Source organism: Dactylosporangium sp. NPDC005572 (genome assembly GCF_040605515.1).
In the GTDB taxonomy this organism is placed as follows: Bacteria; Actinomycetota; Actinomycetes; order Mycobacteriales; family Micromonosporaceae; genus Dactylosporangium.
In genome coordinates this window covers 31,037-46,222 of the sequence record NZ_JBEXCY010000081.1, presented here as the reverse complement: position 1 = coordinate 46,222, position 15,186 = coordinate 31,037, and the positions used below count along the sequence as shown (strand labels likewise).

Genomic DNA, 15,186 nt, shown 5'->3' with positions numbered 1-15,186 from the left:
GGCGCGGTCCAGCCACGCCAGCGCCGCCGTCCGCGCTGCTCGCCGCCCCGTGCCGGCGAGCAGCAGCGGCAGCGCGACGTTCTCCGCCGCGGACAGCTCGGCGACGAGCTGCCCGAACTGGAACAGCACGCCGAACCTGGTGCGCCGCAGCCTGGAGCGGGCGGCCTCGGAGAGCTGGTCGACGCGCTGGCCGAGGAAGGTGACCTCGCCCGCGTCCGGCCGGATGATCCCGGCCAGGCAGTGCAGCAGGGTCGACTTGCCGCAGCCGCTGGGGCCGGTGTTGGCGAGGATCTCGCCCTCGGCGACGTCGAGCGTGACGCCGCGGACGGCCGGGGTCGGCCCGTAGGAGCGGACCACCCCCCGCGCGGAAAGGATCATGAGAGTTCCCCCGGTTGTGGCTGGGCGACGCGCTCGATCGTGGCGGTGAGCCAGGTCAGGTCGGCGTCGAGGTGGGCGATGGCGTAGTCGGCGGCGATGACGTCGCCGACGGTGACGCCGGGCTGGGACTTGGCCCGGGTGAGCTCGCGCAGCCGGTCGACGTGCGCCCGGCGCTGCGCGGCGAGGTAGGCGAGCGCCTGCTCCGGGCCGGCGGCGAACAGCGCGACGACGACCTTGGCGAGCAGGGCGCTGGCCACGTGCGGCGCCGGCTCCTCGACGGCGGCCAGCCACCCGGCGAGCTTCTCCCGGCCGTCCTCGGTCAGGGCGTACGTGGTGCGGTCCGGGCCGCCCTCGCGCTCCTGGCCGGACTGGCTGACCAGGCCGTCCCGCTCGAGCCGGCCGAGGGTGGCGTACACCTGGCCGAACCCGAGCGGCTTGGCCCGCGGCAGGGTCCGGTCGTAGGCGTGCTTGAGGTCGTAGCCGTGCCGCGGGCCACCCGCGAGCAGCCCGAGGAGCACGAACGGCGCTGACATGCCGACCACTATTCACCGGATGAATAGCGGCCGTCAAGGTGTCTTCGGTGTAGACAAAAACAGTTAACAAACCTAATAATGGCGGCCACCGTCCATGGAGGTCCGTCCATGAAACGCAACCGCATCCTGCTTGCCGCCGGCGCCGTGGTCACCCTGGCCGCCGCCCTTCTCGTGACAACGAACGCCTACGCCGCGAACCTGCTGACCAACCCCGGGTTCGAGAGCGGCAACCTCAGCGGCTGGTCGTGCACCGGCAGCGGGTCGGGTGCGGTGACGACGCCGGTGCACTCCGGCTCGTACGCGCTCAACGGCAACGCCACCGCCTCCGACAACGCCAACTGCACGCAGACCGTGACCGTGCAGCCGAACACCGCCTACACGCTGTCCGGCTGGGTGCGCGGCAGCTACGTGTACCTCGGCGTGACCGGCGGTGCGTCGACCTGGACGACGACGTCGGCCTACGCCAAGCTCACCGTGCCGTTCACGACCACCGCCGGGCAGACCTCGGTGCAGGTGTTCGTGCACGGCTGGTACGGCACCGGGGCGTACAACGCCGACGACATCGCCCTCGACGGGCCCGGCGGCCAGCCGACCGCCTCACCGACCACGGCCTCGCCCTCGCCGTCCCGGTCGGTCTCGCCGTCGCCCTCGCGGTCGCCGTCCACCTCGCCGTCGCCCTCCACCAGCCAGCCGCCGGTCACCGGGCTGCCGAAGCACGCGCTCATCGGCTACCTGCACGCCAGCTTCGCCAACGGCTCCGGCTACGTGCGCATGGCCGACGTCCCGGCCGCCTGGGACATCATCAACCTGGCCTTCGGCGAGCCGACCAGCGTCACGTCCGGCGACATCCGCTTCCGGCAGTGCCCGGTCGCCGAGTGCCCGAACGTCGAGTCCGAGGCCGAGTTCATCGCCGCCATCAAGGCCAAGCAGGCGCAGGGCAAGAAGGTGCTGATCTCGATCGGCGGCCAGAACGGCCAGGTCCAGCTCACCACCACCGCGGCCCGCGACGCGTTCGTGTCCTCGGTGTCGGCGATCATCGACAAGTACGGCCTCGACGGGCTCGACATCGACTTCGAGGGGCATTCGCTGTACCTCAACGCCGGCGACAGCGACTTCCGCAACCCGACGACGCCGGTGATCGTGAACCTCATCTCGGCGCTGAAGACGCTGAAGACCCGCTACGGCACCAAGTTCGTGCTCACCATGGCGCCGGAGACGTTCTTCGTGCAGCTCGGCTACCAGTTCTACGGCGGCACCAGCGCCGGCGACAACCGGGCCGGCTCCTACCTGCCGGTCATCCACGCGCTGCGCGACGCTATCACCGTCCTGCACGTCCAGGACTACAACTCGGGCCCGATCTGGGGGCTCGACAACCAGTACCACACCATGGGCGGCGCCGACTTCCACATCGCGATGACCGACATGCTCAAGGCCGGCTTCCCGGTCGCGAACACCGGCCAGACGTTCCCCGGCCTGCGGGCGGACCAGATCGCGTTCGGCGTGCCGGCCGCGGTCAGCGCCGGCAACGGCTACGTCGCACCGGCGGTCGTCCAGGCGGCGGTCAACTGCCTGGTCAAGGGGACCGGCTGCGGCTCGTACACGCTGCGCGGCGGCACCACGCCCGCCTTCCGCGGCCTGATGACCTGGTCGATCAACTGGGACCGGTACTACGGCTGGGAGTTCATGAACGCCCACGAGCCGTTCCTCAACGCCTTGCCGTAGGTTCAGTCGGGTGAGCGCACTCGACATCGTCAAGACCTGGCCCGTGGACACCGCAGCGGTAGCGGTCGTGGACGCCGACGGCGTCCGCGACCGCACCGGGCCGGACGTGGCGCTGCCCTGGGCGTCGGTCACCAAGCTGCTCACCGCGCTGACGGTGCTGGTCGCCGTCGACCGCGGCGACGTGACCCTGGACGAGCCCGCCGGCCCGGCGGGCTCGACGGTCCGCCACCTGCTCGCCCACACGTCGGGCATCGCGTTCGACGAGGACCAGCAGCTCGCCGCCCCCGGCCGCAAGCGGGTGTACTCCAACCGCGGCTTCGAACTGCTCGCCGACTTCGTCCTGACCCGCACCGGCGGCACGTTCCCCGAGCTGATGACCGAGTCGGTCCTGCGCCCGCTCGGCATGGGCGCCACCCGCCTGGCGGGCTCCCCCGCGGCCGGCGCGGTCGGCCCGCTGTCCGACCTGGCCCTGCTGGCCGAGGAGCTCCTGCGCCCGACCCTGGCCCAGGACCTCATGCCGGAGGCCACGCAGGTGCAGTTCCCGGGTGTCTCGGGCGTCCTGCCGGGCTTCGGCCGTCAGGACCCGAACGACTGGGGCCTGGGCTTCGAGCTGCGCGACGGCAAGTCCCCGCACTGGACGGGCGCCCGCAACTCCCCTGCGACGTTCGGCCACTTCGGCAAGACCGGCACCTTCCTGTGGGTCGACCCGGTGGCCGGCCTGGCCCTCGCCTGCCTGACCGACCGCAACTTCGGCGACTGGGCCGCCGAGGCCTGGCCGGCGCTGTCCGACGCCGTGCTCGACGAGCATCACCCCGCCGCGGGGTAGGTCTCCTCGAAGCGGTCGCGGTCGCGGTACGCCCGCTGCCAGAGACCCGCCAGGAACGCCGGGTCGACCGTCGGGACGCCCGCCGCGGCACCGTCGGCCAGGAACATGCGGTGGCCCTCACTGCCGGCGATCATCGCGGCGACGTTGAGCGTGCCGACGTGGACGCCCTGGCCGGCGACCTCGCCGTGCAGCGCGGCCAGCCAGTTGCGGGTCGCGGCCATCGCCGGGCCGAAGCCGCTCAGGAACGGGCGGGGGTGGACCGCCGTCACGCCCTGCGTCACGAGGACGGCGCCGTCGCCGCGCCCGGTCATGCCCGGCAGCACCTGCTGGACGACGGCGATGAGGGTGTGGGTGTACAGGTCGAGGTAGCGCCGCAGCCGGTCCGGGTCGAGCTCCCGGGCGGCCGTGAACCGCTCCGCCGGCGCCGGCCCGTAGTGCACGACGTCGATGTCGCCGAGCCGCGCCGTGATCGCGGCGACGAGGGCCGGGACGCCGTCGGGGTCGGACAGGTCGGCCGGGAACGCGGCCGCCTCGATCCCCTCGGCGCGCAGCGCGGCGGCCCGCTCCTCGAGCGGTGCGGCGCGGCGGGCGACGAGGGCGACCCGGTGCCCGTCGCGCCCGAACGCCCGCGCGACCGCCTCGCCGAGCCCGGTACCGGCGCCGAACACGGCCATGACCTTGGACATGCGATACTCCTCCGAGAAAGTTGATGCTCTCCTCAAGTTCTGCCGGACGAGCGTAGCAAATAAGTTGAGGTATGCGTCAAGTTAGGGGTGGCGGCGGGGTGGCACTGCGGCGGGACGCGCAACGCAACCTGGAGCGGCTGACGGCGGCCGCCGTGGAGGTGTTCCACGAGCGCGGCCTGGACGCGCCGCTGGAGGAGATCGCCCGGCGGGCCGGCGTGAGCCCCGGCACGCTGTACAACCGGTTCGCCGGCCGCGACGCCCTCATCGACGCGGTGATGCCCGGCCTGATCGCGGCCCGCCTGGAGGCCGCCCGCACCGAGGCGCTGGCCTGCGCCGACGCGTGGGAGGGCTTCGTGGGCTACGTGGTGCGGATGTGCGAGCTGCAGGCGAGCGACCCGGCCCTCGACGACGCGATGTCCCGCCGGTTCCCGGACGCCGCGGAGCTGACCGCGCTGTGTGACGCGCAGCTGGACTTCGTCCGCGAGATCGTCGCCCGCGCCCACGCGGCCGGCGCGCTGCGCGCCGACTTCACCGTCGAGGACCTGCCGCTGCTCATGTGGTCGACGTCCATGGTCGTGCGGGCCACCGCCGGGGTCGCCCCGCAGGTGTGGCGCCGCGCCCTTGCGCTGCTCCTGGACGGCCTGCGGCCCGCCGCCGCCCACCCGCTCCCGGTCCCGCCGCTGACCGAGCCCCAGCTCCACGAGGCCATGACGTCCCTCGCCCTGAGGTCCCGCTGAGGGACCGTCCCGGGCGCCCCGCCTTCACCATGCCCAGGCCTCGGGGCCCGGGCCGCCCTTGCCGATCGGCGGGAACAGCTCGTCCAGGCGGGCCAGGGTCTCGGCGTCCAGGACGGTGTCGAGTGCTTTCAGCGCCAGGTCCAGCTGGTCCGGGGTCCGCGGGCCGATGATCGGGGCGGTGACGCCGGGGCGGGACAGCAGCCACGCGAGGGCGACCGTGGTCGGCTCCAGGCCGACGTCGGCGCAGAGCCGCTCGTAGCGCTCCAGGACCGCGCGGTGCTCGTCGACGCGGGGCGCGGCGTGGGTCGTGGTGCGGCCCGGGGCAGCCTCGCGCTCCTTGCGCAGGGCGCCCGAGAGCAGGCCCTGGGCGAGCGGGGACCACGGGAGCAGCCCGATGCCGAGCTCCACCGCGGCCGGGACGACCTCGAGCTCGACGTGGCGGGTCAGGAGGCTGTACTTCAGCTGCTCCGACACGAGGCCCAGGGAGCCCCGGCGGTCGGCCGCCGCCTGCGCCGCCGCCAGGTGCCATCCGGCGAAGTTGGAGCTTCCGCAGTACACCACCTTTCCCTGCTGCACCAGGACGTCGAACGCCTGCCAGACCTCCTCCCAGGGCGTGCTGCGGTCGACGTGGTGCATCTGGTAGAGGTCGATGCGGTCCGTCCGCAGCCGGCGCAGCGAGGCCTCGCACGCCATGACGACGTGGCGCGCGGAGAGGCCCCGGTCCGTCGGCCGGTCGCTCATCGGCTGGTAGACCTTGGTGGCCAGGACGACCTCGTCGCGCCGGCCGGTGCGGGCGAACCAGCTGCCGATGTACTGCTCGCTGGTGCCCTCGTAGTCGCGGGCGCCGTACATGTCGGCGGTGTCGACGAAGTTGACGTCCGCGGCGAGGGCGCGGTCGAGGATGGCGTGGCTGTCGGCCTCGCCGAGCTGCCAGCCGAAGTTCATCGTGCCGAGGCACAGCCGGCTCACGGTCAGGCCGGTCCGGCCGAGGGTGGTGTACTCCATGGGGCCGCACCGTACGGGCCGTCCGCGGAGCGTGGCGAAGCGTTCGAACGTGGTCGAATGGACGGGTGAAACGGCTTGAGCTGAGCGCCGCCGACCTGCTCGGGGTGCGGTTCGCGCACTCGCCCATGGCGGAGGTGGTGACGAGCTCGTTCGCGCTGCGGGGCACGGCGTGGCCGTTCGCGGCGTGGCGGGAACGGGTCGCCGGCGACGTGGCGCGGGCCGGGCTCGGCACGTTCTGGGCGGTGCTCGACCCGCCGACCGGTGTGGTGCCGAACTTCCTGACGCCGGTGCCCACGACGCCGCGGCCCCGGCTGTCCGAGGAGCTCCGCCGGATCGCGGCGACGCCGCTCGCGCGCGTGGAGGCCGAGCTCGCGGCGGCGGGCGTACCGTCGCACGACCCGGCCGGCGTGCTGGGTTCGCTCGTGCGGGAGATCCAGCGGTATCATCAGATCGCGGTCGCGCCGGTCTGGCCCAGACTACGGTCGGCCGCCGAGGCGGAGATCGCCGCGCGGGCTCAGCTGACGGCCGCGCACGGCCCGCGGTCACTGCTCGCCGACCTCCACCCGCGCCTGCGGTGGGATCCCGACGCGCTGCGCCTCGACTACATCAAGGACGGCGAGCACCCGCCGTGGTCCCTCGACGGGCATGCCCTGGCACTGCTCCCGTCGGGCTTCGCCGGCCCGCACGCGTGGGTCGTGGAGTCCGGCGCGGGGCGCGCGCTGTGGTACCCGCCGACGGCCTACGGCGCACTGTGGGCGTCCCCGTTCCCACCGCCGGCGGCGCTGGCCGGCCTGCTGGGCGCGACGCGGGCGGCGGTGCTGGCACTGCTGACGGTCCCGTCGAGCACCGGCGACGTGGCCGCGGCCCTGAGCCTGGCCCCGGCGACGGCGTCACACCACCTGACCGCGCTGCGCGACGCGGGGCTCGCGGTGGGCGCCCGCACGGGCCGGCGCCTGCTGTACCGCCGAACCGACCTCGGCGACCGCCTCCACGACCTGGGCTAGCCCGGCGCCACCACCGCTCACCGGGCCGGCCCCGCACCGCCCCGCGCGCCTCGCACCGCGCCCCGCCTCGCCTCGCACCGCGGCGCACCTCGCCCCTCGCCTCGCCCCGCCGCGCGCCCCACGCCGCGAGTCGCGTCGATCTTGGAGTTATGGTCCTGGAAATATCCGATAAAGGGGACAAATTCGGGACCAAAAGTCCAAGATCGCGCGTGTCACCGCGCGGCCCGTGCATCCGGTCAACGGTCGTGGACACCGCGTCTGCTGCTGCGGTGTGGCCTTCGTGGGGCAGGAGCTAGTCGTTCAGTGTTGGGAGCAGCTTGGCGGTGATCTCGTGGAGGCGGGCGACGTCAGCCTCGGTGAGGTGGTCGAAGACCAGGCGGCGGACCTCGGCCACGTGGCCCGGGGCCGCCGCCTCCAGCACCGCCATGCCCTCGTCGGTCAGCTCGGCGACCTGGCCGCGGCGGTCGGTGACGCACGCGCTGCGGCGGACCCAGCCGCGCTGTTCCAGGCTCGTCACGGCGTGGGACAGGCGGCTCGTCGTGGTGCCCACGACGCGGGCCAGGTCGGTCATCCGCATCGAGCGGCCGGGGCGGTCGCTGAGCATCGCCAGGATCTGGTAGTACGCGTGCGGGATGCCCGTGTCGTCGCGCAGCTGCCGGTCGAGGGCGGCGGGCAGCTGGATGAGCACCTGGGTGAGGTTCAGCCAGGTGCGCAGCTCGGGGCCGCTGAGCCAGCGCGGTTCGTCGGTCACGGGACCATCATCAGCCCGCGAGCGGGAGTTCAAGCGTGTGGCGCGTATGGTCGCGCTTCGAGGTGAGGTACCGCACGTTCGCCGCCGACAGGTGCACGCCCGTCGGCACCTGCTCGACGATGTCGACGCCGAGCGCGTCGAGCTGCAGCGCCTTGTCGGGGTTGTTGGTGAGCAGGCGGACCCGGTCGACCCCGAGCGCCAGCAGCATCTGCGCGGCGGCGGTGTAGTCGCGCTCGTCCTCGCCCCGGCCGAGGGCGACGTTGGCCGCGTACGTGTCGAGGCCGGCGTCCTGCAGCGCGTAGGCGTCGAGCTTCGCGTACAGCCCGATGCCGCGCCCCTCCTGCCGCAGGTACAGCAGCAGGCCGCCCTCGCCCGCGATCCGCTCCACGGCCTCGCGCAGCTGCGGCCCGCAGTCGCACCGCTCGCTGCCGAACACGTCGCCGGTCAGGCACTCGCTGTGCGGCCGCACGAGCGCCCGCCCGGCGGCCGCCGCGGCCCGCCAGTCCCCCAGCCCGAGCGCGAGATGCTCCTTGCCGTCGGCGAGCCCGGTGAAGGTGAAGACCTCCGCGGTCGTCGAGTACCCGTCCGCGAACCGCACCGGCACGCTGACCCGCGTCCGAACCTCCGCCATGCCAGCCCCCAGTTGTTGAAGTTTCACGGACCAGCATCTCTCGCAGATCTTGAAACTTCAACAAACCCGCCCATGACCTGACTCACACGGCCACGAGCCGGCTCCCGTCCCACCGCCACTCCAGCACGCGGTGGATGGACGGCCCGCAGGCGTGGCAGTCGTCGGGCCCGTAGTACAGGACGCCGAGGCTCAGGCGCCGATCGCGGATCGCCAGCTCGCCGTGCGCCCAGTCCACGGCCGGGTACAGCGCCTCCGGCAGCGGATCCACGACGATGCCGGCCAGCGCGGCGCCGTCGCCGCCGACGACCTGGAGGTCCCAGCCGCCGAAGTTGGCGTCCGCCGGCGCGCAGACCAGCACCACGACGGTCTCCGGCCGGCCGTCCCCGGTGAGGTCGCCGGCGGCCGTCGCGCCGACCGTGAACCGGTACGGCCGGCCGTCCGGCCCGACGGCCTCGCCGTGGCCGGTGCGCACCGTCACGTCGAACGCCGTACGGGTGAGGCCGCCGCACGTGGTGCGATAGGTCAGGTTCCGGGCGTCGACCGCCGGCGGGGCCACCGAGGGGCGCGGTGAGCCGCCGGACGAGCCGGCCGCGCTCACGTCCCACACCTGCCCGACGATGCCGAGCGTGACCGTCGACGCCTGGCCGTCCGGGCCGTACACGGTGAGGGAGCGGGCGGGGACGTACACGGCTTCGTCCGACGGCCCGAAGGCGGGCTGCACCACCCGGTAGCCGCCCGCGACGACGGCGATCCCGGCGGTGGCGTCGGCGCCGGTGAACGCGGGGTCCGGCACGAGGTCGTCGCCGCGCTGGTGGAGGTGGACCTGATCCGACCGGACGTCCCCGCACACCTGGACGTCCCGGGTGAGCAGTGCGTCGACCGAGCCGTCGGCGGCGAACCGCAGCGACCGCGACCCGGCGTGCCATCGCTGCCCGTCCGGCAGCGGCGGCATGCGCAGCGGGGCCGCGTCGGAGAGGTCCCCGGTGGCGACGGCGACGGTGTCGGACCAGTCGCAGTCGCTGTGCCGCTCCCGCAGGACCAGCGCGAACCGGTCCGCCCGCGGGTCGTAGCGGGCGGCGACGATCTCGCCGGCCACCCGGCCCACCGGCTCCGCGGTGCCGGCGGGCAGGATCCGCACGAACTGCTCGTCCTGCCGGACGATGAGCGCCGCACCGGTCGCGCCGACGACCCGGCTCTCGCTCAGCGCCGGGAACGACACGGCGTCACCCGGGTCCTCGGTCATGCCGGCGACCACGAGGTGGCCGTCCGACCAGATCAGCAACCGGTCCCCCACGAAGGCCATCTCGTCGCCGTAGAGGGGGAAGACGAACGACGCGGGATCGCTCCAGACCCGGCGGCGGCCGGTCGCGGTGTCCAGCAGCGTCCAGGTGACCAGCCGGTCGGCCCGCATCTGGTCCTCGTAGCCGGGGTCGTCCATGAGCTGCTGGCTCCACGCCAGGTACCGCCCGTCGGCCGACCACTCGATCTCCGTCGCGAAGTCCTGCTGCGGCCGCGTCGCCGTGAGCTCGACGAACCCCGCGACCCGGACGGAGCGGCCCCCGAACGGCATGATGTACATCCCGTCGCCGGCCGCATAGGCCAGCCGGGCCGCCGGCGGCGCCAGCGACGGCTGCCAGCCGGCGTCGGACGGCGCGCTGCCCGGCAGGTACTGCTGCTCGAGCAAAGGTAACCGTGGCGCGTCACCGGCCACCACCGCGGCCAGGACGGCCAGCGCGGCGAGGAACGCGACGATCCGGGCGGCCACGGCGCGCACCTCAGGGCGTCGCCATGACGGTCCAGGTCGTGCTGTCGAACCGGTACCTCGGCCCGCCGCCGCGGCCGCTGGTGCGGAACGGATGCCCGCCGTCGTCGATCCGGATCGTGCTGCGCTCACCGTCGACGACCAGGTGCAGCTCGGCGACCCAGTGGTACAGCGCCTTCGCCGCGCTCACGCGCAGGTCCACCACCTCGGACTCGCCCTTGACGAGGGTCAGCACCAGCGGCGCGGCCACCTCCTGCTCCCGGACGAAGTACCGCGGGGCGAGCTGCGGCGCGTCCAGGTCGACGCGCACGTCCCGGGGGATGACGTCGCCACCGCCGGTGGGCCCGATGTACAGCTGGGTGCCCTCCTGCACCGGGTGCCGCTCGACGACCCGGACCCCGACGGTGAGCGCCACCGGGGCATCCGTGCGCCCCTGCAGCGTGAGGCGCAGCATCGTGCGGTCGGTGTCCGCCCCGCCGGTGCGGGCGGCGTAGTCGTGCAGCGCGGTGCCGAGGTCGACGGCGCCGCCGGAGAGGTCGCCGACCTCGCCGATCGGCACCGGGACGACCGCGCCGCCGATGGTGTCGTCGACGTCGACGGTCGGGTTCACCAGGACGTCGACAGCGACCGGCACGCCCCGCTGGCGGTACACGACGTAGCCCGCCCCGGCCGCCGCGACGACCAGCAGGACCACGGCGAGGACGACGAGCGGCCAGCGCGACGGCGGCGCCGGCGGGGTGGAGCCGATCCAGTTGCCGTCGCCGTTGACGACGATGTTGCCGCGCCCGCTGGCGCTCGCCTGTCCCCCGGGCGGCACCGGGCCGTCCCGCCGGGGCGGCCGCGCCTGCCAGACGCCGAGGGCGGTGACCAGCAGCGCGGCCACGGCGACCACCAGCCCCAGCGCGCTGCCGAGCTGGTCGGCCCGCTGCAGGCCCTGGCTCCAGAGGTACCAGGCGAGTGCCGCGAGCCCGGCCGCCACGACCGTGGCGGCCAGACCGGTGACGACTCGCCGTGCCGGAGCCATGACGCCATGGTGCTGCCGCCGCCGTCGGCGGCACATCAACGAAGCGGCCGTAACGGGGATGGATGATCGGCGGCCCGACTAGGGTGGGTCACATGGCCGAGCAGGTGGATGTCGTCGTGGTCGGGCTCGGGGTCGGGGGCGAGGAGGTCGCCGGGAGGCTGGCCGAGGCCGGGCTGCGGGTGGTCGGGATCGAGGGGCGGCTCGTCGGGGGTGAGTGCCCCTACTACGGGTGCGTGCCGAGCAAAATGATCATCCGGGCGGCCAACTCGCTCGCCGAGGCCAGGCGGGTGCCGCTGCTCGCCGGGAGCAGCAGCGTCGAGGCCGACTGGGCGCCCGTCGCCCGGCGGATCCGGGACGAGGCGACCGACGACTGGGACGACACCGTCGCCGTCGAGCGGTTCACCGGCAAGGGCGGGATCTTCGTCCGCGGGTGGGCCACCGTCACCGGGCCGCGGACGGTCGCCGTCGGGGACCGGGAGTTCACGGCCGCGAGGGCGCTCGTCATCGGGACCGGCACCGAGCCGGCCATCCCGCCGGTCGACGGCCTCGGCGGTACTCCATTGTGGACCAACCGCGAAGCGCTGCGGGCCGAGACGCTCCCGGAGTCGCTCGCCGTGCTCGGCGGGGGTGCCGTCGGGCTCGAGCTCGCGCAGGCCTTCGCCCGGTTCGGGGTGCGGGTCACCGTCGTCGAGGTGCTCGACCGGCTCCTCGCCGTCGAGGAGCCCGAGTCGTCCGCGCTGGCCCGGCAGGCGATCGAGCGCGACGGGATCGTCGTGCACACCTCGGCGACGGTCGACCGGGTCAGCCACGACGGGACGGGCTTCACGCTGCACGGGCCCGGCGTCACCGCCGAGCGGCTGCTCGTCGCCACCGGGCGCCGGGCCAACGTGCCCGCCGGGCTCGGGTTCGACCGGCAGCGGTTCATCGCCGTCGACGAGCGGATGCGGGCCGGCGACGGGGTGTGGGCCGTCGGCGACGTCACGGGCCACGGGCTGTTCACGCACATGGCGATGTACCAGGCCGGGATCGCCGTCCGCGACATCCTCGGGCAGGACGGGCCGCCGGCCGACTACCGGGCGACGCCGCGGGTCACCTTCCTCGACCCCGAGATCGGCGCCGTCGGCCTGACCGAGGCCCAGGCCCGGGAGCGCGGGCTCGCCGTGCGGACGGGGATGACCCAGGTACCGTCGACCGCCCGCGGCTGGATCCACAAGGCCGGCAACGAGGGGTTCATCAAGCTCGTGGCCGCCGACGGCGTGCTCGTCGGTGCCACGTCGGCCGGGCCGGTCGGCGGCGAGGTCCTGTCGGCGCTGGCCGTGGCCGTGCACGCGGCGGTACCGGTGGACACGCTGCGCAGCATGATCTACGCCTACCCGACGTTCCACCGCGGCATCGAGGACGCACTACGAGCGCTCGAGTAGCAGGAGCGCCCGGCGCAACAGGTCGCCCAGGTCGACCGGCGGGTCGGACCACAGCCACCGCCGCATCGCCACCCCGCAGGCCGCCGCCACCGCGCCGCCCAGCACCTCGGGCAGCAGGTCGTCCGGGACCGCGTCGCCGAGGCGCTCGCGGATCGCCGCCGCCAGCGCCTCCTGCGTGGCGGCCTGCGCGCGGAGGTACTCCCCCTGCATCGCCGGCGTCGTGACCACCAGCCGCAGGCCTTCGATCCAGACCCGGTCCGGCAGGTCCGCCGGGACCCCGCCGGCACCGAGCTCGCTGAGCACCGCCTCGCGCAGCGCCGTCCACAGCGGCTCGCCGGCCGGACGGGCGCGCAGGGCGTCGCCGATGCGCTCCGAGCGGTGCACGGCCAGGGCGCAGATCGCCTCCGCCTTGCCGCCGAAGTAGTTGTTGAAGGTGCGGGGCGACACGCCGACCTCGGCCGCGATGTCCTCGACGAGGACGCGGTCGTAGCCGCGCTCGACGGCCAGGCGCAGGGCGGTCAGCGCGAGGGCATGGCGCGTGGCCTGCTTCTTGCGCTCCCGGAGCCCCATACTGTCCAGCCTACAAACGCTGCGCGTCGCGCAAAATGTTCAGGTTGCCGAGCGGTACACCGGACAGGGTGGGCGAACGGGTCCCCGCTCGGTCAGACTGATCGGATGACGGAGACGATCACCCCGGACGACGAGTACCTGTGGCTGGAGGACGTCGCGGGCGACGAGGCCCTGGCCTGGGTCCGCGCCCGCAACGCCGAGACGACCGCGGCGCTCACCGGCGGTGACCGCTTCACCGGGCTGCGCGACGGCATCCGGACGGTCCTCGACGCCGACGACCGCATCCCGATGATCGCCTGGCACGGCGAGCGCGTGTACAACCTGTGGAAGGACGCCGAGCACCCGCGCGGCCTGTGGCGGCGGACCACCCTCGAGGAGTACCGCAGCGCCGAGCCGCGCTGGGAGACCGTCCTCGACCTCGACGCGCTCGCCGCCGCGGAGGGCGAGAACTGGGTCTGGCAGGGTGCCGACTACCTGCGCCCGGGCGAGCGGCGCTGCCTGGTCTCGCTGTCGCGGGGCGGCGCCGACGCGGCCGTGGTGCGCGAGTTCGACCTCGTCGCGCTGGAGTTCGTCACCGACGGTTTCACCCTGCCGGAGGCCAAGAGCGACGTCAGCTGGATCGACGAGGACCACATCTACGTCGGCACCGACACCGGCGCCGGCTCGATGACGTCGTCGGGCTACCCGCGGCAGGTCCGCCGGTGGAAGCGCGGCACCCCGCTCACCGACGCCGAGCTGATCTTCGAGGGCGAGGCCGACGACGTGTCGGTGCGCGCCTCGACCGACCCGTCGGCCCCCGGGCACCGGGCGGTCATCCGCCGCTCGACCGACTTCTTCCACGCCCGGCGGCACCTGCTGCGCGACGGCGACCTCACCGAGCTCGACGTGCCCGACGACGCCGGCGTCGACGTGCACCGGGAGTGGCTGCTCATCCGGGTCCGCACCGACTGGCCGGTCGCCGGCGTCACCCACCCGGCCGGCTCGCTGCTCGTAGCGAACCTCGACGACTACCTGGCCGGCGGGCGCGACCTCACCGTGCTGTTCACCCCCGACCCGCACACGTCGCTGAGCTACGCCGACTGGACCCGCAGCGGCCTCATCCTGGTGCTGCTCGCCGACGTGCAGAGCCGCCTGGAGCTGCTCACCCACGAGGCCGGGCAGTGGCGGCGCACGGTCCTGGGCAGCGAGCTCGGCCAGACCGACGTGTGGCACACCAACGCCGACACCGACGACCAGTACCTGCTGCTCTCCAGCGGGTTCACGCTCCCGCCGACGCTGCGCCACGGTGTCCTCGGCGGCGCGGGCCCCACGATCCTCAAGCAGGGTCCGGCGTACTTCGACGCCGACGGCATCACGACACGCCAGTTCTTCGCCACCTCGGCCGACGGCACGCAGGTCCCCTACTTCGTCGTCGGGCGGCCGGAGGCGGGGCCCGGGCCGACACTGCTGAGCGGCTACGGCGGGTTCGAGGTGTCCCGCGTCCCGGCGTACAGCGCGATCGTCGGCCGCGGCTGGCTGGCCCGCGGCGGCACGTACGTGGTGGCGAACATCCGCGGCGGCGGCGAGTACGGCCCGCAGTGGCACCGCGCCGCGCTGCGCGAGCTCCGGCCGCGCGCCTACGAGGACTTCGCCGCGGTCGCCGCCGACCTGGTCGAGCGGGGCATCACCACCCGCGCGCAGCTCGGCATCGAGGGCGGCTCCAACGGCGGCCTGCTGATGGGTGTGATGCTGACCCGCTACCCGGAGCTGTTCGGGGCGATCGTGTGCGCGGTGCCGCTGCTCGACATGAAGCGGTACCACCTGCTGCTCGCCGGTGCGTCCTGGATGGCCGAGTACGGCGACCCCGACGACCCGGACGACTGGGCCTACCTGCGGCTGTTCTCGCCGTACCAGAACGTGCGGGCCGCCGTGCCGTACCCGCCGGTGCTCATCACCACGTCGACCCGCGACGACCGGGTGCACCCCGGCCACGCCCGCAAGATGGTGGCGCTGCTGCGCGCGGAGGGCAAGGACGTCACGTACTACGAGAACATCGAGGGCGGCCACGGCGGCGCCGCGGACAACGCCCAGCTCGCGTTCAAGTGGGCCCTCGCCTTCGAGTTCCTGTGGCGGACGCTCAGTCGCTGACGAGGGTCG

General features: G+C 73.9%; 15 protein-coding genes. 6 read left to right on the top strand and 9 right to left on the bottom strand.

Annotated elements, in window-relative coordinates; all coding sequences use genetic code 11:
• Positions 1–378: ATP-binding cassette domain-containing protein (locus tag ABZS66_RS32060; RefSeq protein ID WP_354764219.1), on the bottom strand; the 378-nt coding region annotated here is incomplete at its 3' end.
• Positions 375–911, bottom strand: coding sequence for a PadR family transcriptional regulator (locus ABZS66_RS32055; protein ID WP_354764217.1), 537 nt, complete (start codon positions 909–911; stop codon positions 375–377). The genes ABZS66_RS32060 and ABZS66_RS32055, both read right to left, overlap by 4 nt.
• Before the next feature lie 108 nt (positions 912–1,019).
• Here ABZS66_RS32055 and ABZS66_RS32050 point away from each other — a divergent pair, with 108 nt between their 5' ends.
• Together ABZS66_RS32050 and ABZS66_RS32045 are read left to right on the top strand one after the other, a co-directional pair.
• Positions 1,020–2,633, top strand: a complete 1,614-nt coding sequence (locus tag ABZS66_RS32050; protein WP_354764215.1) for a glycosyl hydrolase family 18 protein — start codon at positions 1,020–1,022, stop codon at positions 2,631–2,633.
• A gap of 10 nt (positions 2,634–2,643) precedes the next feature.
• Positions 2,644–3,459, top strand: coding sequence for a serine hydrolase domain-containing protein (locus ABZS66_RS32045; protein WP_354764213.1), 816 nt, complete (start codon positions 2,644–2,646; stop codon positions 3,457–3,459).
• On the opposite strand, the gene ABZS66_RS32040 is transcribed toward ABZS66_RS32045, so the two are convergent.
• The gene (locus ABZS66_RS32040) at positions 3,441–4,145 is read right to left on the bottom strand and encodes an SDR family NAD(P)-dependent oxidoreductase (RefSeq protein ID WP_354764211.1); all 705 of its coding nucleotides are present in this window, start codon (positions 4,143–4,145) and stop codon (positions 3,441–3,443) included. The two genes, ABZS66_RS32045 and ABZS66_RS32040, sit on opposite strands and share 19 nt — an antisense overlap.
• A 98-nt stretch (positions 4,146–4,243) precedes the next feature.
• Between ABZS66_RS32040 and ABZS66_RS32035 the strand changes: the two genes are divergently transcribed.
• Complete coding sequence (locus ABZS66_RS32035) at positions 4,244–4,882, top strand: helix-turn-helix domain-containing protein (RefSeq protein WP_354764209.1); 639 nt, start codon at positions 4,244–4,246, stop codon at positions 4,880–4,882.
• Positions 4,883–4,906: 24 nt separating this feature from the next.
• Here ABZS66_RS32035 and ABZS66_RS32030 read toward each other — a convergent pair whose 3' ends face one another.
• Entirely contained in the window at positions 4,907–5,887 is a 981-nt protein-coding gene (locus ABZS66_RS32030; protein ID WP_354764207.1) for an aldo/keto reductase, read from the bottom strand.
• Between the two features lie 65 nt (positions 5,888–5,952).
• Between ABZS66_RS32030 and ABZS66_RS32025 the strand changes: the two genes are divergently transcribed.
• Positions 5,953–6,891, top strand: coding sequence for a winged helix-turn-helix domain-containing protein (locus ABZS66_RS32025; RefSeq protein ID WP_354764205.1), 939 nt, complete (start codon positions 5,953–5,955; stop codon positions 6,889–6,891).
• A 292-nt stretch (positions 6,892–7,183) separates the two neighbouring features.
• Here ABZS66_RS32025 and ABZS66_RS32020 read toward each other — a convergent pair whose 3' ends face one another.
• From ABZS66_RS32020 to ABZS66_RS32005, 4 genes are all read right to left on the bottom strand, one after another.
• Positions 7,184–7,642: a MarR family transcriptional regulator gene (locus ABZS66_RS32020; RefSeq protein WP_354764203.1), complete on the bottom strand. Its 459-nt coding sequence runs from the start codon at positions 7,640–7,642 to the stop codon at positions 7,184–7,186.
• Positions 7,643–7,652: 10 nt separating this feature from the next.
• Positions 7,653–8,273, bottom strand: a complete 621-nt coding sequence (gene ribA, locus ABZS66_RS32015) for a GTP cyclohydrolase II (RefSeq protein ID WP_354764201.1) — start codon at positions 8,271–8,273, stop codon at positions 7,653–7,655.
• Positions 8,274–8,355: 82 nt separating this feature from the next.
• A complete protein-coding gene (locus ABZS66_RS32010; RefSeq protein ID WP_354764199.1) occupies positions 8,356–10,038 on the bottom strand; it encodes a hypothetical protein in 1,683 nt (560 codons plus the stop codon).
• A 10-nt stretch (positions 10,039–10,048) separates the two neighbouring features.
• Positions 10,049–11,059 carry a hypothetical protein gene (locus tag ABZS66_RS32005; protein WP_354764198.1) on the bottom strand — a complete coding sequence of 337 codons (1,011 nt, stop codon included), beginning with the start codon at positions 11,057–11,059 and terminating at the stop codon, positions 10,049–10,051.
• A gap of 92 nt (positions 11,060–11,151) precedes the next feature.
• On the opposite strand from ABZS66_RS32005, the gene ABZS66_RS32000 reads away from it, so the two are divergent.
• Positions 11,152–12,480 (top strand): NAD(P)/FAD-dependent oxidoreductase, encoded by a 1,329-nt coding sequence (locus tag ABZS66_RS32000; RefSeq protein WP_354764196.1) that lies wholly within the window; start codon positions 11,152–11,154, stop codon positions 12,478–12,480.
• Here ABZS66_RS32000 and ABZS66_RS31995 read toward each other — a convergent pair.
• On the bottom strand, positions 12,463–13,050 hold the full coding sequence (locus ABZS66_RS31995; protein WP_354764194.1) for a TetR/AcrR family transcriptional regulator: 588 nt from the start codon (positions 13,048–13,050) through the stop codon (positions 12,463–12,465). The two genes, ABZS66_RS32000 and ABZS66_RS31995, sit on opposite strands and share 18 nt — an antisense overlap.
• Before the next feature lie 105 nt (positions 13,051–13,155).
• On the opposite strand from ABZS66_RS31995, the gene ABZS66_RS31990 reads away from it, so the two are divergent.
• Positions 13,156–15,177: a prolyl oligopeptidase family serine peptidase gene (locus tag ABZS66_RS31990; RefSeq protein WP_354764192.1), complete on the top strand. Its 2,022-nt coding sequence runs from the start codon at positions 13,156–13,158 to the stop codon at positions 15,175–15,177.
• Positions 15,178–15,186: the final 9 nt, after the last annotated feature.

Bases quoted from the DNA above. Each gene is read 5' to 3' on its own strand.
- ABZS66_RS32055 (WP_354764217.1), bottom strand. From the start codon at position 911: ATGTCAGCGCCGTTCGTGCTCCTCGGGCTGCTCGCGGGTGGCCCGCGG.
- ABZS66_RS32050 (WP_354764215.1), top strand. From the start codon at position 1,020: ATGAAACGCAACCGCATCCTGCTTGCCGCCGGCGCCGTGGTCACCCTG.
- ABZS66_RS32040 (WP_354764211.1), bottom strand. From the start codon at position 4,145: ATGTCCAAGGTCATGGCCGTGTTCGGCGCCGGTACCGGGCTCGGCGAG.
- ABZS66_RS32030 (WP_354764207.1), bottom strand. From the start codon at position 5,887: ATGGAGTACACCACCCTCGGCCGGACCGGCCTGACCGTGAGCCGGCTG.
- ribA (WP_354764201.1), bottom strand. From the start codon at position 8,273: ATGGCGGAGGTTCGGACGCGGGTCAGCGTGCCGGTGCGGTTCGCGGAC.
- ABZS66_RS32005 (WP_354764198.1), bottom strand. From the start codon at position 11,059: ATGGCTCCGGCACGGCGAGTCGTCACCGGTCTGGCCGCCACGGTCGTG.
- ABZS66_RS32000 (WP_354764196.1), top strand. From the start codon at position 11,152: ATGGCCGAGCAGGTGGATGTCGTCGTGGTCGGGCTCGGGGTCGGGGGC.
- ABZS66_RS31995 (WP_354764194.1), bottom strand. From the start codon at position 13,050: ATGGGGCTCCGGGAGCGCAAGAAGCAGGCCACGCGCCATGCCCTCGCG.
- ABZS66_RS31990 (WP_354764192.1), top strand. From the start codon at position 13,156: ATGACGGAGACGATCACCCCGGACGACGAGTACCTGTGGCTGGAGGAC.